This is a genomic window from Acinetobacter shaoyimingii (assembly GCF_011578045.1).
In the GTDB taxonomy this organism is placed as follows: Bacteria; Pseudomonadota; Gammaproteobacteria; order Pseudomonadales; family Moraxellaceae; genus Acinetobacter; species Acinetobacter shaoyimingii.
In genome coordinates, this window is record NZ_CP049801.1 from 1,655,999 (window position 1) to 1,675,746 (window position 19,748).

The following is a 19,748-nucleotide window of genomic DNA, read 5'->3' on the forward strand; positions in this document are numbered from 1 at the left end:
GAAGAGGGTTATGTCATATTGATGATGAATGTTGCTTATGTGAAAAGCCAAGTGAAATAGCCTAAGCTCATCAATGGCCAAGCGATGAATGGGCTAAATAACCATTTCCAGAGCCAAAATTTGGGGATAAAACCAACCCCATAAATAAAACCGCCAGAAATCCCAATCATAATCAACATCATCGTTCTGTGGCTATAATGACCATTGTCATCCAGCATGAGCGCAGGATGTACAAGTAAAACTGCTGCAAGTGGCAATGCCATCATCAAAGAAATGAACATTACCAAGCGGTTTGGTTTTGAGTTTTCATCAGGCATTGCGACTTCAGACATCGATCATTCCTCATCTAAATCATGGTGTTGTTCCATGTAAATCGCACTGAGTACACCTGCGAAACATGCCATTAAAATGCCTAAAATCCAAGCAAAGTACCACATATTGTTCCTCCTAGTTGCTCATGCTTAATACAAGCTATGTGAATTGTCTTGTACATGTTTGTTGGTGATCACACCCCACATTTTGTAGTAGCACCAAGTGGTGTAGCACAAAATAATGGGTACAAAGATACATGCAGCAATGGTCATTACAGTGAGTGTATTTTGACTAGATACTGCATCCCACATGGTCAAGCTGAACTTAGGATCAATACTAGACGGCATTAGAAATGGGAATAAAGCAAAACCAGCGGTTAAAATAGCACCTGTGACTGCAAGGGATGAACCTGTAAATGCAATACCAGCTTTATTTTTAGCCCCACCCAGAATGACAATTATTGCACCCAAAATGGCCGCGATAGGCGCTATAACAGTGATTGGATATTTCGAATAGTTATTCATCCAACCGTGGTTTTCACCCACAATCACATCCTTTGCCAAAGGGTTTGCTGCAGCATTGGTGTTGAAAGGTTCTGCTAAAGTGAAGCCTTCAATTCCACCAAAATACAACCAAGCACCAGCACCTAAAAAGCTCGCTAAAAATACAATACCCATGTATTGAGTGGCTTTTGATGAGCGTTCACGCAGTGCTGAGTCTGTTCGAAGCATTAACCATGCCCCCCCGTGTGCGCACAGCATTGATAAGCTAACTACACCACAAACCAAAGCAAATGGGTTAAGTAGGGCAAAGAAACTGCCTGTATAGGTTGAACGAACAGTTTCATCTAAAGTAAATGGAACGCCTAGGAACATATTTCCGAATGCCACGCCAAACACTAAAGCAGGAACAGCACCACCGACACATAAGCCCCAGTCCCAAGCTTTTCGCCACTGGGTGTTTTCCAGTTTAGAGCGGTAATCAAATCCGACAGGTCTTAAAAATAGCGCAAACAGAACCAGTAAAAGTGCCCAATACATACCTGAAAATGCAGTCGCATAGACTACAGGCCATGCAGCAAAGAGAGCACCACCAGCCGTAATGAACCAGACTTGGTTACCATCCCAATGCGGTGCAATAGTATTGATGGCAGCACGACGCTCTTCGTCTTTTTTTCCTACAAATGGCATGAGTGCCATAGATCCCATATCGAAACCATCTGTTAGCGCAAAACCAATCAGTAGTACGCCTACAAGGACCCACCAGATGATTTTGAGTAATTCATATTCAATCATGATTGAGCCTCCGGTGTACTTTGAACTGTTTCATTTTTTTCAAAATGGTATTTGCCAGTATGTAATGAGCTAGGTCCAAGACGAGCAAATTTGATCATTAAATACATTTCAATAATGAGCAGAACGGTATAGAACGCTGCTAATGCAATGATTGAACCCCAAACATCACCTGCACTTAAACTTGAAGCAGATAAATGTGTTGGTAAAACTTCACCAATGGTCCATGGTTGACGACCACCTTCTGCAACATACCAACCTGTTTGAGCTGCAATCCACGGTAAAGGGAGTGCATAGAGTGCAAATTTGAGTAACCATGGTTTGTTTTCTGCATTACGTTTAGCAACGGCATAAGTGGCTAAAATAAACAACAGCAACATCAAGAATCCAGATGCCACCATGGCACGGAAAGAAAAGAACAATGCCGATACGTTAGGAATCGTATCCTTGGTTGCAGCTTGAATATGTTCTTCAGTTGCATCTACAACATTTGTCGTATATTTTTTCAGTAAAAGCCCATAACCTAAGTCTTTTTGCGTTTGTTCAAAAGCAGCTTTAAGTTCAGGAGATGTGTCACCAGCACGTAGTTTTTCTAACTGTGAGTAAGCCACCATACCATTACGAATACGCTGTTCGTGTTGCACCATGAGGTCTTTAATGCCTGTTACTTCTTTATCTAAAGAGCGCGTAGCAATAATGCCCATGACATATGGAATTTTAATGGCATAGTCGGTTCGTTGTTCTTCTTGGTTAGGAATACCAAACAAAGTAAAAGGCGCAGGTGCAGGGTGTGTATCCCATTCTGCTTCAATTGCAGCAAGTTTGGTTTTTTGTACATCACCTAACTCATAACCCGATTCATCACCGAGTAAAATGACCGAAAGTGTTGATGCCAAACCGAATATTGCAGCAATCGCAAAAGAACGGCGAGCAAACGGTAAGTCACGTTTTTTCAGTAAGTAAAAGCTTGAGATGGCTAGAACGAAAATGGCACCAGTGACATACCCAGCTGAAACTGTATGGACAAATTTCACTTGCGCAACTGGGTTAAAAATCAATGCACCAAAATCAACCAACTCCATACGCATGGTTTCATAGTTAAATGCAGCACCGACAGGATTTTGCATCCAACCATTCGCCACCAAAATCCAAAGTGCAGACATGTTGGAGCCTATTGCCACTAACCAAGTCACACCTAAGTGTTGGACTTTGGAGAGTCGATCCCAACCAAAGAAAAACAATCCAATAAAGGTTGATTCCAGGAAGAAGGCCATTAAACCTTCAATTGCCAATGGTGCACCAAAAATATCACCCACGTAGTGTGAGTAATACGCCCAGTTTGTTCCAAACTGGAATTCCATGGTTAAGCCAGTGGTCACACCTAGAGCAAAGTTAATACCAAAAAGCTTGCCCCAAAACTTGGTCATGTCTCTATAGATTTCTTTGCCTGTAATCACATACGTGGTTTCCATAATGGCAAGAATAAAAGCCAAACCTAAAGTCAGTGGTACGAAAATAAAGTGATACATTGCGGTCATTGCAAATTGAAACCGCGAAAGATCGACCACGCTTTCTGAAATCATCAACGTGTCTCCTTAATTTGGGATGGATTGCCAGCAATACGCTCAGCAACTTGGTCATTAAAATCTTTGGGAATAGTTGGTGCGTCAAACCAAATATTTTTAATCACGATTAAAATAATAACTTTAATAATTAAAATGAAAGTTATTTCTTTAATGAGATTTTTATTTAAGTCTATTTTGTTTAAGCTCATAAATAGAAGCCTAATTAATTTAACTGTACTTGTATTATTAAACATGAGAATAATAAAAATAAATAGACTTGAGAGTCATTAAATTTAAATTAATTAAAATTATAAAAAACAATGACTTGAAATATAAAAATATATTTAACTAAATGAAAATATACATATTAATAAAACCTAGTAAAATAGTATAATTAATCATTTAAAGTATATTAAAATGGTTGGTGTTTAGTTTTATTTAAACATAACTAAAATAGTTGGATTTATTATTAAAGTGGAATAATAAAGTAATAAATCTGGTGAATATTAAAGTTTTATTAATAATCATGATCCATTGATGTTAAGAAAGATGAATAAAAGGAAAGGATGAATAAATAGGTAGTATGATCTGTATCGAAATAAGATATTTGACGTGATTTGAATAGTATTATGCATGCTCGTTTCATTATTTTATTGTAGAAAATAACGAATCATTTTAATTTGAGAAGATGTTCTATTGCAGACTTTAAATCCGAAAGCATTTTGAACAATTTTGAAGCTGATAAATGTCATCTGGGGCTTTTACTGATGGTCAAATATACTAAGCAGCATAAAAAAAGCTATTAGAGCAACAGAGCCTCACCATTAGACCAATTTAATAAACGTTATTTGTCCATTTAAAATTCATGACAAAAGTTTATCTTCTTTAAGGAGCCGGTTGGGTAGAGATTATTTTAAATTATAGTCCTTCTCATCCTAACGATCTTGCTGAGGTAGATACGATCTAGGAGAGGGGAAATTTCATTGATTATTGCGAATACGAGTCAATGCTCATATTTTGATTTTTGGAAGAACGCTATTGCACAATTTTGATTAAAATTGATCCACTGTAAATAGCTGGTTTGAGGCTGAGATTCTTTTTGCAATATAGTGCGATTGTTTAAAACGAATAAGTAAAATCTGAGATTTAAATTCAAGTTCACCAAATTCAGGTTCAACTTGCACATAATGGATTTGGCCAAACTCATCTCGTACACGTGCTTCTGCTGAAAATCCAGGACGGGCATTACCGCTTGAAATGGTGGCTAATCGACCTACCAGATTAATCTGGGTCTGTTTGAATTTTGGCTTGATCACTTGATCTAAGCAATGAATCATAAAAACAGTAAAGAAAACAGCAAAGATGAAGGCAGGTAAAATGACATAGTACCACGGAGCAAAACTGCCTTTTGAAGCAAAGATACTCAATTGAATCAGGTAACCTGCTGAACTGAAATTGATCAATAGAAAGACAAAAATTAAAACTTTGGAAAATTTAACTTGAAGTAAGGGGGTATTGATCAGCCAAGATGGTGTAGTACGTTTAAAAAAGGTACTTGGTCTTAAACCAATATAATAGCCGAGAGTTTCAGCCATGCTCAGCAAAATTAAAAGTAATACGCTCAAATGAAAAGGCATCAAATCGTATTCTAAAAAAAATGCAAGCATGGCAATCTCAATATTTAAGTTTTATCGCAAAACTATTCTTGTTCTGTCTCTAAGTAAATTCCACCATCGGAATGCACTTGAATTTGAACTTTCTCAAGTGAATCACCTTGGCAAGGACCTGAGATACAGAGTCCAGTTTCGACATCAAAGAGCGCACCATGCGTTGAGCATTCGATAAACTCTTGATCTCGATCTAAAAACTGATTTTCGAGAAATTCGAGTTCAACTTGCAAATGGGGGCATAAGTTCTGATAAGCGAAAAATGCTCCATCTCTTTGAGTAATGAAAATGGTATCGCCATCCTCAGTCTCAAATGAACGAGCTTCACGTTCTGGAATATCTTCCATCATGCAAATTCTTTTCATATCAAGCAGTTTCCAATTGGAATGAATTCAATAAAGTTGCATATTCAGTGTTTTCTAAGCGTGGACCAAATTTTGAAACCACTTCGCTGGAAATTAAGATAGCCAATTTCGCTGCAGTTTGTAAATCTTTACCTGCATTTAATGCATAAAGGAAAGCACCCGCAAATGCATCGCCGGCGCCATTGGTATCAACAGCAACAACACGACGACCAGGAACAGTGAAGATTTCATCATGATGTGCAATCAATGCACCATTTGCACTGAGTGTGATGACGATAGTTTTGCTCAGCGACTTTAGCTTGTCCAATGCATCTTCAATCGAATCTGTTTGGGTGTACATCAGCGCTTCTTGTTCATTACAGAACAATAGATCCACGCCATCATCTAACATTTCATCTAAACCTGCACGTGCATATTGAACCATCGCAGGATCAGATAACGTTAGCGCAATTTTAACATCATTGTCACGGGCAATTTGTCGCGCTTGCTTTACTGCTTGACGTGCAGTATCACTTGTCGATAAATAACCTTCAATATAAAGCCATTGAGCTGTTTGTAATGATGAAAAATCAATTTCAGTATTTGATAATTCAGCTGTAATACCTAAATAAGTATGCATGGTACGTTCAGAGTCAGGGCTGACCAACACCATACATGTGCCTGTAACACCTTGGCTAATCGACTGTGTTGAGGTTTGAATACCTGCATCGTTTAAACCTTGTAAATAAAGTGCACCAAGGTCATCGTTACCAACACGGCAGCCATAAAAAGCTTTACCACCTAAAGCGCTAAAAGCCACAGTGGTATTTGCAGCTGAGCCACCTGATGCTTGACCTTTATATATTTGAGTTTCTTTTAACTTTGAAAACAGTTGAGATTGCGTTTCACCATCTGTCAGTTGCATTGTACCTTTTTGCAAATTTTGAAGTGTCAAAAAATCATCAGAAACTTTAAATTCTTGATCAATCAGTGCATTACCAATTGCAAAAAGATCAACTGTAGCCATGGCTTTCATCACATTAAATAAAAAAGAGAAGTGTACACCAATCTAATTGTTTACTATATATTATTGAATAAAATTCAGTATCAAAGATTGCTTAATTAGTACTGCATACAACTGGGAATAATATGAATATTCAGATCCAAGACGTTACGCATTTGCCAGAAGATATTCGCACATTAGGGAAAAAAGCTCAGTCTGAAGGTTACCTCTTTATCAATCGCATGATTGAAGAGTTTGAAAATGGGGTCAACAAATTTGATCAGAATGGTGAATTTTTATTGATGGTTTATGATGACCAAAAACTGATTGGATGCGGAGGACTCAATCAACAAAAAGCTGAAGATGATGATCCAAGAAAAATTGGACGTTTGAGACGTTTCTATATATTGCCTAAATATAGAAAGAAGGGGATCGGTAAAATATTACTTCAGCATTTGGAAAAACGTGCAGTAAAGGATTTCTCGGCATTATGTTTAAAGACGGATACCCAGTCCGCAGCGCACTTTTATCAAAAAATGAACTATGTACATGTGGAAAATTACGATAATTATAATTATTTCAAATACTTGATTAAATAAAAAATACATTGTAGAGCATTTATGATCGGTTTTTAATACAGATCTTTTATTCACATACACATATTATACATTTCAACTATTGAGCACTGGGTTTTTGCACAAATCCCAGTGCTTTTGGCAAAACTCTTGCTATGTGTGGTTTTATTGCAAAATGTAAGTATCGTGGCACTATCATTAATGAATATAAGGTTTGTGAGAACTTTAAATTACGTTTAGTTAAACGAATAATTCAATAAAAAATGCTGAACAGCGTTTAATTGATTATATTTTTACAAATCGAAAAATTGTAAATCATCATGAATATTAAATTAAAAGAAAGACTTCATTATTCATCTGCTACCTAATAACCAACAAATGTTGGAAAATTGTACTAAACAAGTAAATTCAGCTTTTTTGAAGAAATAAAACATGAAAAATTATAAAAAGAATGAATAAAACACGAGAATCGAACGCGAATTTACAAATGGATAGACATAATAATGTATGTTTTATGTGTATTTTGAATTAAAACTTACAAATCAAAAAACCAACATAAGTGTGTTTTTTACGAATAAATCTTTAATAAAACAATATTATAATAATTTTGATTAAGAAATTTTAACAAATATACAAATGTTGTTTAATGTAATTAAAAAGTAATTCAATGTAAACTTATATTAATTTTGATTAAAGAAAACAAAAAAAATGGCGTTTTGAAGGTTTTTTTTGCAAAATGTAACGAAGTAATTTATCAAGCGATTTAATTAAATATTTGAAAAATAATAATAAATTTTATTGTCAACAAAAACACCCATAAACTGTGACAGAATTCGCATAATGTAAATAAAACGTGATAAGATTCTCATACCCAAACAAGGGTGCACAATAATTTTTTACGGATATTTATGATGAATAAAATAACTCTAGCTTCTTCTTTACTGGTTTTGGGCGTATCAAGTGCATTCGCAGCTGATGGCACAATCACAATCAATGGCTTAGTAACAGACAAAACTTGTGACATCGTTACTCCACAAGGTAAAGATTTTACAGTTACGCTTCCAACAGTATCTCGTCAAACTTTAGCTCAAACTGGTGATGTTGCTGGTCGTACTCCTTTCACTATTAACTTAGCGAATTGTTCAGAAGGTAAAGTAGCAACTTACTTCGAACCAGGTGCTACAGTTGATTTCAACACTGGTCGTTTAAACAACCAAGTTGCTGGTGGCGCAACAAACGTACAAGTTCAATTGTTAGGTTCTAACAACCAATTCTTGCCTGTACGTGCTGCTGGTGCAACTGGTGCTCAAGATAATTCACAATGGGTTGACGTTACTGACGGTGGTAGCGCAGATCTAAACTACTATGCTGAATACTATGCAACTAATGCATCTACAGCTGGTCGTGTTTCAACTTCAGTTCAATATACAATTATTTATCAATAATTTGTATTGAGTTTAGTGGAGCTAAGATGCTGTGTCTTAGCTCTCTTGATCCAATAAAATACGTTGTATAGAGAAATGCTATGTCGTTGAATCTTTCCATTTTTAAAAAAGGTTTAATTGCCGCTTTAATACCTTTTAGCGCTGTTAATGCTGAAATTATTATTCATGGTACGCGCGCAATATATCCATCAGACGCAAGAGAAATTACATTACAACTGAGTAATAATGGTAATAATCCTGCGTTGGTACAAGCATGGATTGATGAAGGCAATGCTAAATCTACGCCAGACCAATCAAAAGCACCATTTATGATTAGTCCACCTATTTCTCGTGTAGATCCGAAAAAAGGGCAGTCTTTACGTATTACCAGTTTGCCGAAAGCAAATGAATTGAGTAAGACACAGGAAACTTTATTTTGGTTGAATGTTTTAGATATTCCACCAAAGCCTACAGCAACCGAAAAGGAAAAAGATGCTGTTCCTGATAACTTTTTACAGTTGGCTATTCGCTCACGTATTAAATTTTTTTATAGACCTAGCACAATCAAAGATGATGTGAATTTAGCACCTGAAAAAATTCAGTGGAAGAATGTGGGTTCAGGATTAAAAATAAAAAATCCAACACCATTTTATATTACGGTCACTTCAATTATTCAGGACAATGCGGGTAAAAAAGTAGATCTTTTATCTGAAGGCTTAATGTTAAAACCCCACTCAGAAGAGACGGTGACATTGAAGCATAAAAATTTAGACAAAATGACCTTTACAACAATTAATGACTACGGCGGTCGAGTAGTAAGCAATATTAAATTGCAATAATTTTTTAATTTACCCCAAAACTAATTGAATAAAACACCTATTCATTTGTCAATAGGCGGCTAACTTATGCACAAAAAAATTCAAAAATATAAGTGGATTATCAAACGAGTTAATTACTATTTAGCTTTTGGTGTTATTACGCTTAGTGTTCCAATGATGGTTGAAGCGAATGACACAAATTTCTCAAATGTAGAAGAGCTAAAAGTCGCTAAACCTAAAACGGCTGTAGAAAATGCACCTAAAGAGGCAGCATTTGATCCTGCTTTCTTGATGGGTGATGCTGAAAAAATTGACATCGACCGTTTTAAATACGGAAACCCTGTACTGCCTGGTGACTATAATGTTGATGTTTATGTCAATGGTAATTGGTTCGGTAAACGCAGAGTTGTTTTTAAAGCCACTGAAAAAGATCAAAATGCATTTACATGCTTCAATACTGATCAGTTAATTGAATACGGTGTCAAAGTTAATGCGATCAACGATTATAAAGAAAATAAAGTCATTGGTTGTCGCCGACTTGATGAATGGGTTGAAGATTCATTTTATGAGTTTGATACATCTAAATTACGTCTAGATATTTCTATCCCGCAATTATCCATGCAAAAAAATGCACAAGGTTATGTAGATCCAAGTGTGTGGAATCGTGGAATTAATGCTGGATTCTTGTCTTATAACGCAAGTGCATACAAAACTTTTGATCGTTTTAACGGTAATAATGAAAAAACCAATGCATTTATGTCTTTAAATACGGGTCTGAATTTGGCTGGCTGGCAATTACGTCATAACGGTCAATGGCAGTGGCGTGATAAAGATGCACAGAATGACTCTGAAAACAGTTATGAGTCGATCAGTACATATGTGCAACGTGCATTTCCAAAATATCGTGGTGTTTTAACCATTGGTGATAGTTATACCAATGGTGAAGTTTTTGATACATTTGGTTATCGTGGTGTGGATTTCTCGAGTGATGACCGCATGCTACCAAACAGTATGTTGGGTTACGCACCTCGTATCCGTGGTAATGCAAAAACCAATGCAAAAGTTGAAGTTCGCCAACAAGGTCAATTGATTTATCAAACGACTGTTTCTCCTGGTAGTTTTGAAATCAACGATTTATATCCTACAGGCTTTGGTGGTGAACTCGAAGTTTCGGTAATTGAAGCTACAGGTGAAGTTCAACGTTATGCTGTGCCATATTCTTCAGTGGTACAAATGCTACGACCAGGTATTAGTCGTTATGCATTAACCATTGGTGAATTCCGTGAGCGTGACATCGACTTAACACCTTTTATTGTTCAAGGTAAATATCAACTCGGTATCAATAACTATTTGACTGGTTATGGTGGTGTTCAAGCGGCTGAAAAATATGTAGGTGTGACTGCAGGTGCTGCATTTGCAACACCAATTGGTGCATTTGCTTTAGATGTCACACATTCGAATGCTGAATTTGACCGTCGTAAAACCAAAAGTGGTCAAAGTTACCGTATTAGCTACAGTAAATTGGTTTCACCAACAAATACCAATTTAACCTTAGCCGCTTATCGCTACTCAACTGAAAACTTCTTAAAACTACGTGATGCCATTTTAACGCGTGATCTAGATAATAGAGGCATTAGCTCAGAATATGTGGGTCAACAACGTAGTGAATTCCAAGTCACGCTAAATCAGTCATTACCTCAGGGCTGGGGTAATATTTATGCGACGGGTTCATGGCTGGATTATTGGAACCGTGATGAAAGTACACGCCAATATCAAGTTGGTTATAGCAACAGTTATGCTGGCTTAACCTATGGTTTGTCTGCAATTAAACGTGTTGTTACCGATGATCGCTATAACCGTCGTAATGACGATACTGAATATATGTTAACGCTTTCATTGCCTTTAACATTTAAGAAAACATCAGTGAATTTCAACTCAATTACAACGCAAGACAACATCACCATGGGTGTGAGCGGAATTGTGGGTGATCGATTCAACTATGGTGCTTCATTCAGTGATGAATATGGTGAAAATCCAAGTATGAACTTGAATGCGCAGTACCGTAGTAACTACGCAACAGTAGGTGGTTCATATAGTTTGGCGGATAAATATCAACAGGCAATGGTAACTGCGCGCGGTAATATTGTGGCACATTCCAAAGGCTTGTTATTTGGTCCTGATCAAGGTCAAACCATGGTGTTGGTACATGCTCCAGAAGCTGCTGGTGCTAAAGTCAACAATACAACTGGTTTAACCATTAATAAAGCTGGTTATGCAGTTATTCCATATGTGACGCCATATCGTTTAAATGACATTACGCTTGATCCTCAAGGAATGTCTACAGATGTTGAATTAGATGGTACGAGTCAACGTATTGCGCCTTATGCAGGGGCCATCACGAAAGTCGACTTTGCAACTAAATCTGGTAAAGCAATTTATATCACTTCTAATGGTGTCGATGGAAAACCGTTACCTTTTGCTGCTCAAGTCTTTGATTCTAAAGGTGAGTATGTAGGTATGGTTGCTCAAGGTAGTTTGGTCTATCTTCGTACAGACACTTTAGCGGATACAGTTGTAGTGAAATGGGGTGAGGCGGAAACTGAACAATGCAAAATTCAATATGATGTTTCTGGTCAAGTTTCTGATTCTAAGCAAAATATGATTACGGCTGAAGCGACATGTCAATGAAATATAAAATCTTAAGCGGAACTTTATTACTTGTAGGCTATGCGCTAAGTTCGGAAGCCTATGCAGTATGTACTCAATCCAACTTTACACCTCAAGATGTAAGTATGGCCGTGGGACGTGTAGTGGTAAGACCAAGTGATGCCGTAGGTGCAGTTTTAAGAAGAGCTGTATTTCCAATGAACCGAGTCAGTGATGCTGTAGTTTGTGATCGTGGCGCACCTGACACGGTAACCAACACATTGGTTCAAAATTATCCATTAAGTGGTCTCGGTGATTCGATCTATACCACAAATATTGAAGGTATTGGTATTCGTTTATATCGTGAAGTTACCTCAGAAGTCGGTTCATCTTTCTCAGGTTATTATCCATATACGCGTACATTGGCAAGTAATACTCGATACGATGTAGGTAATGGTAATTTTATCGTTGAAATTATTAAAATCGCACCTAGTACAGGTTCTGGAGCTTTGGTACCAGGGCGTTATAGTAGTTACTATTTGACTAAATCACCTGATCGACCATTATTGACCAGTAGTGTGTATGGTAATGCCATCACGATTGCTTCATCTTCATGTGAAATTCGTGGTCAAATTAGTCAGGTTGTTAATTTACCTACGGTCAATAAAGTTGACTTTAGAGGTGTTGGAACAACACAAGGTGAAAGAGACTTTAATCTCAATATCTTATGTAACGGTGGTGGTAATAGCACCAGTGTTATAGAAAACAACAACATCAGTTTATCGTTTGATTATAATTTAGTTCCTAACACCACTAACGTGATTGAAAATGCAGCACCTGCAGCAACCAAAGCAAATGGTGTAGGTGTACAGTTGGTGTCTAAGTATCAAAATTCAGATCGAATTGTGGTAAAAGGTGAAAAGATCCCACTTGGAAGTGTCAACTCTAATCAAACTATTGAATATAATGTTCCAATGTTGGCTCGTTATTATCAAACAGAACAAAACGTATCGGCAGGTCGTGTATCCAGTGTTTCAACTGTAACGATCAACTATGACTAATACAAAACAACGCTCTAGAAAAGCCCAATAATCATTATTGGGCTTTTTTTTGGTCTATTTTTTAGAGATTAAGCTTTAGTGTTTTGTTTGGCATGCAATTAACAAGATCAATGAAAGCTATATTGTGGATAGAAAACTCAAAAACGAAGACGAAAAACAAGCACTATGCATGCTTGATGAGCAAGCCTAGATGATGTGAGATAATAGAAAGAACTTGTTACATATAATAAAAATTACAAAAATTGATTAAAATTACTAAAATTTACATAAATAAAAAATAAGTAGTTTGATTTTACTTAAGTTTACATTTTACAAGTCAACTGATAAATCCATGATTCAATTTTCAACAGGCTAAAAATAACTTGTCTGTTCATAATGGTCTGTATATAAATAACTTGTATGCAATTTTCCGAGCTAGGAGTGTATTTATTGATTATTTGTAGTATTGAAATAGCAAACTGTTTTTGACTTGACTAGATACAATCCATTACATAGTTGAGATTCATCTAAATGAGCGAATCATTCTGACAGGAAAAATTTTAGTTCGGACAAATAAAAAAATAAATTTAGGAATAGCTGCTGAAGGGCAATTTATTCAAAAAAACAAAAAATGTAAAAACAACATCGTACTTTTAGAACAAGCGTGACTGCCAAATTTTGATCATATCCGAGTTTGAATAATGTGAAATTATTTTTTCGATTAAAAAATGTTTTGTTTAGTTCTACACATTGATCATTTTTTATGTGATTTATAACACGTTTAACATTGATTATTTTTTGTAAATTAATTGTTAAGGTATTGTCAATTTACGTTAATGGTGTAAATTATGAGCAACCAAACTAATAGCTCAAATGTCTGAGAGGGTTGTAATGAAAACTTTATCTAAAACTATTTTAATCGCAATTTTAACTGGTTTTGCTGCACATTCTGTAAATGCAGAAGAGATCACATTCCATGGAAATATTGCTGAATTTAGTTGCTCACAAGATTCATTAGATAAAGATTGCAAAGATGTTGCAGGCTTGGTAAATCGTTTAAAGAATACAGAAAGTAGTTTAAAACTTACTCAATTAGTGAATGGTAATACACAACGCGCTGCAAAATTATCAATACAAGATATTGATAATAAAGAACATAAAGTTGTGGTGGTGAATTATAATTAATCTTATACAGGTTTAAGTTGAAAAACTTAAAGTGTTTTAAGTAGTTCGGTTTTATTATAAACAAGAGTGAAGTGGGTCTCTATTTCACTCTTGTTTTGAAACCTTAATCACGCATCTTAAATTATAATTAAAACGCTTTTATAATCCTTTTAAAATTTCTTAGAAAAATCATTTATCTGATTAAACGCTATTTTATTTTATATATTTTAAGTCTTAATGATTGTCATTTTTTGATATTTAAAACAAACTTTAATTTAAGCTACATATTGTTAACTTATGTAAATTAGCAGTCAATTTCCTGCATTATAATGACCAAAAAACACGATTATTCCCCAAAAAACCAATCTTGATAAAAATACTCGGATAAAAGTGCTTCTCAGCCGATTTGCAGATGAATTGTGCTAAACAATCGGTATAATAGATTTATGTTAAAAAATTTATATGTAGGAGCTCACATGACAGTAGATGTTACTGAAACCATTTCCCAAACCATCCATCCTGCGTTTCAGTTGGTACGTCAACATCATGTAGCTGCATTAGATATTCAGGTGACTGAATATCGTCATAAAGTGACCAATGCTGTGCATTATCATTTGGCAACTGAACATGATGAAAACGTCTTTTTGGTTGCTTTTCGAACTCAACCAATGGATTCAAAGGGTGAAGCTCATATTTTAGAACACACAGCTTTATGTGGTTCTGAAAAATTCCCAGTACGTGATCCATTCTTTTTAATGATTCGTCGTTCACTCAATACCTTTATGAATGCTTTCACTGCAGCAGATTGGACGGCGTATCCTTTTGCGACTCAAAATAAAAAAGATTTCCAAAATTTACTGTCTGTTTATTTAGATGCTGCCTTTGCTGCCAATTTAAATCCGCTTGATTTTGCTCAAGAAGGGATTCGTATTGAGTTGGAAAATGGTGAACCTGTCTATAAAGGTGTGGTGTTTAACGAAATGAAAGGGGCGATGAGCTCACCTTCAGATCAGCTTTATCATCAATTGGCGCATCATTTATTCCCGAAAACCACATATCACTATAATTCTGGTGGTGATCCTAAAGATATCCCTGACTTAAGCTATGAAGAGTTGGTCGATTTTTATAAATCGCATTATCATCCAAGTAATGCGATTTTTATGACTTTTGGTAACCAATCTGCTTATGAACTTCAAGAGCAGTTTGAAACGTTAGCATTGTCAAAATTTGAAAAAGGTCAAACCATCTATTCTGTTGCAGAAGAGCGATTAACTGCACCCAAAGAAGTAACAGAAACCTATGCGGTTGATGCTGAAGATTTAAAAGACAAGACTTATCATATTTTGTCTTGGTTATTGCCTGAATCGAGTGACATTAAGCTACGTTTAGGGATGCGTTTGGCAGAAGGAATTTTGTTGGAAGATTCTGCTTCGCCCCTTCGTCATTATTTAGAAACTTGTGGTTATGCACAATCTACAGGTCCAATTATGGGCTTGGACGATTCAAACTTTGAAATGACTTTCTATTGTGGTATTCAAGGTTCTAACCCAGAACATGCTGAAACATTTAAAAATGGCGTATTAACAGTTTTAAATGATGTTGCATCAAAGCCTGTTGACCCTGCATTAATTGATGCAATTTTGCATCAAATTGAATTGCATCAACGCGAAATTGGTGGAGATGGCACGCCGTATGGTTTAAGCCTGATTTTAAATGGTCTGGGCAGTGCAATTCATCATAATGATCCGATCCAAGTATGGGATGTAGACGCTGCAATTGAGCAAGTGAAAATTGAGCTGAAAGATCCAATGTGGATTTCAAATCTGATCAAAACGCATTTAATTGATAATCCACATCGTGTACAAATGACCCTTGTACCCGATGCAACCAAATCTGCCAAAGAGGCGGAAGAGGAAAAACAACGTTTAGCCCATATTGGTGCCAACTTAACAGAAGAAGATCGTTTAGAGATTATTCGCCAAACTGAAGCGCTGAATGAACGCCAAGCGACTCCAGATAATTTAGATCTTTTACCAAAAGTTGGCTTGGAGGATATTCCTGCTGAGTTAGCGATCGTTCAAGGTCAGCTTCGTGAAATTATTTCAAATGGTTTGGATACGCCGTTGAATTTGTATCATGCAGGCACCAACGGTATTTATTATCAACAAGTGTTGATCCAAATTCCGGATGACATTATTCAATCACCTTATTTTAATCTCTTGTCTATTTTGATGGGCGAAGTGGGTGCGGGTGAATATGGTTATTTGGAGTTGCAACAACTTCAAACTGCGGTAAGTGGTGGTTTGGGTATGGGGGCATCTTTGCGTAGTCATGTTGATGATAAAGGTCGTATTTCAGGTTGGTTAACACTGACCACAAAATCATTAGCAGATAAGCTAGACACCATCCAATTGCTTAAATTGGCATTTGAACAGCTTCGCTTTGATGAAAAAGATCGCATCATCGAGCTTTTACAACAACGTAAAACACGTTGGGCTTCACGTTTATCGGGTTCTGGTCACAGTTATGCAATGCAAGTTGCTTCAAGAAACACCAGTGCGCTAGCTCAACGTGATTACAACACAACGGGTTTAGGTGCATTGAACTGGTTAAGTCAGCTGGTTGCAAACATTGAAAAAGATGATGCAGCTTATGATGATTTAATTGCTCAGCTTAAAGCCATTCATCACATGCTTTTAAATGCACCAAAACAATTCTTACTGGTATGTGAAGAACATCATTCTGAACGTCTTGTTGAAGAAGTCCAAAATGTTTGGGATAAATTGGCCATTGGTCAGACACCTTCAACGTTAAAAACAGTTGAATTTGACACCACTACAGAAGATGAAGCATGGTTGATTCAAGCCAATGTTCAGTTCTGCGCATCTGCTTATCCTGCTGTGGCGGTTTCACATCCAGATGCTGCACCACTCATGGTACTTGCAGGCTACTTAAGAAATGGTTTCTTGCACAGTGCGATTCGTGAAAAAGGTGGTGCATACGGTGGTGGTGCTACTTATGATGGCAACGCATGTTCGTTCCGTTTCTATAGTTACCGTGATCCGCGTTTAGCTGAAACATTTAAAGACTTTGAAGCAAGTTTAGAGTGGTTACTTGAAGTTGAACAACAGCCGCATCAACTTGAAGAAGCGATTTTAGGTTTGGTGTCAAGCATGGACAAACCAGGTTCTCCAGCAGGTGAAGCAATCACAGCATGTTATGCGTTATTGCATGGTCGTAATCCAACATTTAGAAAAACTTTACGTGAACGTTTACTTAAAGTGACGCTTGAGGATTTGAAACGTGTTGCAAAAACGTATTTAATAGAGCAAAAGCCAAGCAAAGCCGTAGTTGCTCCTGTTGCAAAAAAAGAAATACTTGAACAACTCGGATTTGGAATAAAACAAGTGAATTAAAAAAACCTTCGGGAGAATTGAATGCCGTTCAAACATTTTGAACGGACACCATTGAATTTGAGCATCTTTTTGATGCTCAATTTTGTTGGGGTGTCTGTTTCGCACGCAGAAGATCCATCGACACAAATAAATCCAGCAAGCTCCCAAGCTTGCGTAGCCTTAGAATCAAATGCAGATCGATTGGCCTGCTATGATGCTTTATTTAAAACTCCAAATGTAGATAGCTCTGCACCTGTTTACGTTTCAGAGCAACGAGCAGCAAAAGAAATAGAAGCAAAAGAAGAACCAAAAACTTTGGCCAATAAAATTGAAAATAAAGTCGAAAATTTATTTAGTGTTCATGCCCAAGTTGATCCAAATTCATCTTTACTCGATAAGCGTTGGGAGTTGTCTGAGGACAGTAAACTTGGAACGTGGAATATTCGAGCACATCAACCGGTATATTTAATGCCAGCATTTTGGACATCGAAAAAAAATGAATTTCCACATAGTCAAAATCCAAATAATACAGTTACCGATGATCAAAACTTAAAATCCTTAGAATCTAAATTTCAAATTTCTTTAAAAACCAAAGCACTTGAAAATTTAATTGGAAATAATGGTGATCTTTGGTTAGGTTATACCCAGTCATCACGTTGGCAAGTTTATAACGGTGATGAATCTCGACCATTTCGTGAAACCAATTACGAACCTGAAGCCAGTTTAGTGTTTCACACTAATTATAATATCTTGGGTTTAAATGGACGTTTATTGGGTTTAACGCTGAATCATCAATCCAATGGTCGTTCTGATCCACTATCACGCAGTTGGAATCGTGTCATGTTGAATGTAGGATTTGAGCGTGGCAATTTTGCAATGATGGTGCGTCCTTGGTACCGTATTGAAGAAGATGCAGAAGACGATAATAATCCAGATATTAAAAACTATATTGGTCGAGGCGATCTCACCACATTCTATCGTTGGAATGACCATGATTTTTCACTGATGCTTCGTCATTCATTAAAAGGTGGTGATGATTCACGTGGTGCAGTTCAGTTTGATTGGGTATTCCCAATTAAAGGTAAATTGCGTGGACATTTCCAAGTCTTTGATGGTTATGGTGAAAGTTTGATTGACTATAATCACCGTGCGACGTATATCGGATTAGGTGCTTCATTAATGAATGCTTTTTAATTCGAAATGTTTTCCGAAAAGCCATTGTTTGAACAGTGGCTTTTTTATTGACTTGCATCTGATGTGTATTCCAGAGTTATACAAAATTTTGCAACAAACATTTTTAAAATGTAGCATCATGTGTATAAACAATATTTGGTTAAATGATGATCTGTGTTAAGATCATAGAACACATCACCACAGGTGTCATAGGTGTAGAGAATGGATATGACTACATTTACAGTCATGAAAACCACACTGCAAGAAGAATCATGTATTCCAACTTATGCTGTGCAAGCATTTCAAAAGGCTTTCACTGAAGCGTATGCTCAACAAGCAGAGATGGTTTATGTCGAACATGCACAACTGATCAAGAAAATGCCAGATGGTCATACGGTTGTGATAAAAGATTTGAGTGATGCTTATGTAGCGCCTCAATTAAAGCGTGCTGTGCTTAAACGTCGTAAGTCCGTAGCATCTTTGGTTTAAAGTATTGTTTAAGTTTTAAATTTTTTTATTAATTTTCTATTTTTTGATATAGATAGCGCTTGTGCCAAAACCACGTATTCGAATGTTTGCAGGACCAAATGGTTCAGGGAAAAGTACGATCATTGAATATTTGTCACCACGACAGGTAGGCGCATTTCTAAATGCAGATGAATTGGAAAAAGTATTAAAACAAACGCATCGACTTGATCCTAGCCATTACCATTCTGAGCTGTCCGCCCAAAAACTGATTCATTTCCTCGAACAGAAAATACGTAAAGTTGGGCAAAAAAGTAAGCCATTATTAGCTAAGTTGCCTGTCATTCAGCCTGATGGTGCAATTGCGTTTCAACCGAGTGAAATAGACTCGTATTTGGCAGCTCGAATTATTGATTTTATTCGTTTTGAATTTTTAGCACTGAATATAAGTTTTACCTTTGAAACAGTGATGTCGCACATCAGTAAAGTTGAGTTTTTAAAACAAGCGCAGGAACAGGGTTTTAGAACTTATTTATATTATGTCGCAACAGTAGATCCTGACATCAACATTGCTCGCGTTCAATATCGTGTAGATATGGGTGGACATCCAGTAGCTGAGCATAAAATTCGTGAACGTTATACACGAAGTTTAGATTTATTGATGTCCGCCGTAGAATACGCCAATCGTGCCTATATTTTTGATAATTCGTCCAATGGGCAAATGGCATCGTTTATTGCGGAAATAGAAGAGGGTGAACGCTTAAAGTTAAACCCTGAAATTGAACAATTTCCAAGATGGTTTGTAGACAAAGTTTTAACTGAATTTCAATAAAAAACGCCCGTATTTAATTGTAAATACGGGCAT

18 protein-coding genes are annotated in these 19,748 nt (G+C 36.5%); 10 read left to right on the forward strand and 8 right to left on the reverse strand.

Annotated features, from left to right (window positions below):
- Window positions 1-35: 35 nt before the first annotated feature.
- The 8 genes from G8E00_RS07415 to G8E00_RS07450 all read right to left on the reverse strand — a co-directional run bounded on the left by G8E00_RS07415 (window position 36) and on the right by G8E00_RS07450 (window position 6,207).
- Window positions 36-332: a cyd operon YbgE family protein gene (locus G8E00_RS07415; RefSeq protein ID WP_166012897.1), complete on the reverse strand. Its 297-nt coding sequence runs from the start codon at window positions 330-332 to the stop codon at window positions 36-38.
- A gap of 3 nt (window positions 333-335) precedes the next feature.
- The gene (gene cydX, locus G8E00_RS07420) at window positions 336-437 is read right to left on the reverse strand and encodes a cytochrome bd-I oxidase subunit CydX (RefSeq protein ID WP_166012898.1); all 102 of its coding nucleotides are present in this window, start codon (window positions 435-437) and stop codon (window positions 336-338) included.
- A gap of 24 nt (window positions 438-461) precedes the next feature.
- Entirely contained in the window at window positions 462-1,607 is a 1,146-nt protein-coding gene (gene cydB / locus G8E00_RS07425; protein WP_166223232.1) for a cytochrome d ubiquinol oxidase subunit II, read from the reverse strand.
- The gene (locus G8E00_RS07430) at window positions 1,604-3,187 is read right to left on the reverse strand and encodes a cytochrome ubiquinol oxidase subunit I (RefSeq protein WP_166223235.1); all 1,584 of its coding nucleotides are present in this window, start codon (window positions 3,185-3,187) and stop codon (window positions 1,604-1,606) included. Before G8E00_RS07430 ends, cydB begins: the two co-directional genes overlap by 4 nt.
- Window positions 3,187-3,378 carry a cytochrome oxidase putative small subunit CydP gene (gene cydP / locus G8E00_RS07435; RefSeq protein WP_166223238.1) on the reverse strand — a complete coding sequence of 64 codons (192 nt, stop codon included), beginning with the start codon at window positions 3,376-3,378 and terminating at the stop codon, window positions 3,187-3,189. The genes G8E00_RS07430 and cydP overlap by 1 nt, the downstream gene beginning before the upstream one ends.
- An 843-nt stretch (window positions 3,379-4,221) precedes the next feature.
- A complete protein-coding gene (locus tag G8E00_RS07440; RefSeq protein ID WP_166012331.1) occupies window positions 4,222-4,836 on the reverse strand; it encodes an OB-fold-containig protein in 615 nt (204 codons plus the stop codon).
- A gap of 32 nt (window positions 4,837-4,868) precedes the next feature.
- Window positions 4,869-5,186: a Rieske (2Fe-2S) protein gene (locus G8E00_RS07445; protein ID WP_171522305.1), complete on the reverse strand. Its 318-nt coding sequence runs from the start codon at window positions 5,184-5,186 to the stop codon at window positions 4,869-4,871.
- Window positions 5,187-5,202: 16 nt separating this feature from the next.
- Entirely contained in the window at window positions 5,203-6,207 is a 1,005-nt protein-coding gene (locus tag G8E00_RS07450) for an adenosine kinase (RefSeq protein WP_166223241.1), read from the reverse strand.
- Window positions 6,208-6,329: 122 nt separating this feature from the next.
- Here G8E00_RS07450 and G8E00_RS07455 point away from each other — a divergent pair, with 122 nt between their 5' ends.
- From G8E00_RS07455 to G8E00_RS07500, 10 genes are all read left to right on the forward strand, one after another.
- A complete protein-coding gene (locus G8E00_RS07455; protein WP_166012334.1) occupies window positions 6,330-6,782 on the forward strand; it encodes a GNAT family N-acetyltransferase in 453 nt (150 codons plus the stop codon).
- Window positions 6,783-7,669: 887 nt separating this feature from the next.
- Complete coding sequence (locus tag G8E00_RS07460) at window positions 7,670-8,203, forward strand: fimbrial protein (protein WP_166012335.1); 534 nt, start codon at window positions 7,670-7,672, stop codon at window positions 8,201-8,203.
- 80 nt (window positions 8,204-8,283) lie between these two features.
- On the forward strand, window positions 8,284-9,021 hold the full coding sequence (locus tag G8E00_RS07465; RefSeq protein ID WP_166223244.1) for a fimbrial biogenesis chaperone: 738 nt from the start codon (window positions 8,284-8,286) through the stop codon (window positions 9,019-9,021).
- 66 nt (window positions 9,022-9,087) lie between these two features.
- On the forward strand, window positions 9,088-11,688 hold the full coding sequence (locus tag G8E00_RS07470; protein ID WP_166223247.1) for a fimbria/pilus outer membrane usher protein: 2,601 nt from the start codon (window positions 9,088-9,090) through the stop codon (window positions 11,686-11,688).
- Window positions 11,685-12,707, forward strand: coding sequence for a fimbrial protein (locus G8E00_RS07475; RefSeq protein ID WP_166223251.1), 1,023 nt, complete (start codon window positions 11,685-11,687; stop codon window positions 12,705-12,707). The genes G8E00_RS07470 and G8E00_RS07475 overlap by 4 nt, the downstream gene beginning before the upstream one ends.
- A gap of 870 nt (window positions 12,708-13,577) precedes the next feature.
- Window positions 13,578-13,871 carry a hypothetical protein gene (locus G8E00_RS07480; protein ID WP_166223255.1) on the forward strand — a complete coding sequence of 98 codons (294 nt, stop codon included), beginning with the start codon at window positions 13,578-13,580 and terminating at the stop codon, window positions 13,869-13,871.
- A gap of 455 nt (window positions 13,872-14,326) precedes the next feature.
- The gene (locus G8E00_RS07485; protein WP_166223258.1) at window positions 14,327-17,266 is read left to right on the forward strand and encodes an insulinase family protein; all 2,940 of its coding nucleotides are present in this window, start codon (window positions 14,327-14,329) and stop codon (window positions 17,264-17,266) included.
- Window positions 17,267-17,287: 21 nt separating this feature from the next.
- Window positions 17,288-18,439, forward strand: coding sequence for a phospholipase A (locus tag G8E00_RS07490; protein ID WP_166223261.1), 1,152 nt, complete (start codon window positions 17,288-17,290; stop codon window positions 18,437-18,439).
- A gap of 201 nt (window positions 18,440-18,640) precedes the next feature.
- Window positions 18,641-18,907 (forward strand): hypothetical protein, encoded by a 267-nt coding sequence (locus G8E00_RS07495; protein ID WP_227591408.1) that lies wholly within the window; start codon window positions 18,641-18,643, stop codon window positions 18,905-18,907.
- 61 nt (window positions 18,908-18,968) lie between these two features.
- Window positions 18,969-19,715, forward strand: coding sequence for a zeta toxin (locus G8E00_RS07500; protein ID WP_166223264.1), 747 nt, complete (start codon window positions 18,969-18,971; stop codon window positions 19,713-19,715).
- Window positions 19,716-19,748: the final 33 nt, after the last annotated feature.

What these genes read in the sequence shown, in the direction of transcription:
- G8E00_RS07455 (WP_166012334.1), top strand. Translation starts at nt 6,330, where the DNA reads ATGAATATTCAGATCCAAGACGTTACGCATTTGCCAGAAGATATTCGC.
- G8E00_RS07465 (WP_166223244.1), top strand. Translation starts at nt 8,284, where the DNA reads ATGTCGTTGAATCTTTCCATTTTTAAAAAAGGTTTAATTGCCGCTTTA.
- cydP (WP_166223238.1), bottom strand. Translation starts at nt 3,378, where the DNA reads ATGAGCTTAAACAAAATAGACTTAAATAAAAATCTCATTAAAGAAATA.
- G8E00_RS07470 (WP_166223247.1), top strand. Translation starts at nt 9,088, where the DNA reads ATGCACAAAAAAATTCAAAAATATAAGTGGATTATCAAACGAGTTAAT.
- G8E00_RS07490 (WP_166223261.1), top strand. Translation starts at nt 17,288, where the DNA reads ATGCCGTTCAAACATTTTGAACGGACACCATTGAATTTGAGCATCTTT.
- G8E00_RS07480 (WP_166223255.1), top strand. Translation starts at nt 13,578, where the DNA reads ATGAAAACTTTATCTAAAACTATTTTAATCGCAATTTTAACTGGTTTT.
- G8E00_RS07475 (WP_166223251.1), top strand. Translation starts at nt 11,685, where the DNA reads ATGAAATATAAAATCTTAAGCGGAACTTTATTACTTGTAGGCTATGCG.
- G8E00_RS07450 (WP_166223241.1), bottom strand. Translation starts at nt 6,207, where the DNA reads ATGGCTACAGTTGATCTTTTTGCAATTGGTAATGCACTGATTGATCAA.
- G8E00_RS07445 (WP_171522305.1), bottom strand. Translation starts at nt 5,186, where the DNA reads ATGATGGAAGATATTCCAGAACGTGAAGCTCGTTCATTTGAGACTGAG.
- G8E00_RS07485 (WP_166223258.1), top strand. Translation starts at nt 14,327, where the DNA reads ATGACAGTAGATGTTACTGAAACCATTTCCCAAACCATCCATCCTGCG.
- G8E00_RS07430 (WP_166223235.1), bottom strand. Translation starts at nt 3,187, where the DNA reads ATGATTTCAGAAAGCGTGGTCGATCTTTCGCGGTTTCAATTTGCAATG.
- G8E00_RS07460 (WP_166012335.1), top strand. Translation starts at nt 7,670, where the DNA reads ATGAATAAAATAACTCTAGCTTCTTCTTTACTGGTTTTGGGCGTATCA.
- G8E00_RS07440 (WP_166012331.1), bottom strand. Translation starts at nt 4,836, where the DNA reads ATGCTTGCATTTTTTTTAGAATACGATTTGATGCCTTTTCATTTGAGC.
- cydX (WP_166012898.1), bottom strand. Translation starts at nt 437, where the DNA reads ATGTGGTACTTTGCTTGGATTTTAGGCATTTTAATGGCATGTTTCGCA.
- cydB (WP_166223232.1), bottom strand. Translation starts at nt 1,607, where the DNA reads ATGATTGAATATGAATTACTCAAAATCATCTGGTGGGTCCTTGTAGGC.
- G8E00_RS07495 (WP_227591408.1), top strand. Translation starts at nt 18,641, where the DNA reads ATGGATATGACTACATTTACAGTCATGAAAACCACACTGCAAGAAGAA.
- G8E00_RS07415 (WP_166012897.1), bottom strand. Translation starts at nt 332, where the DNA reads ATGTCTGAAGTCGCAATGCCTGATGAAAACTCAAAACCAAACCGCTTG.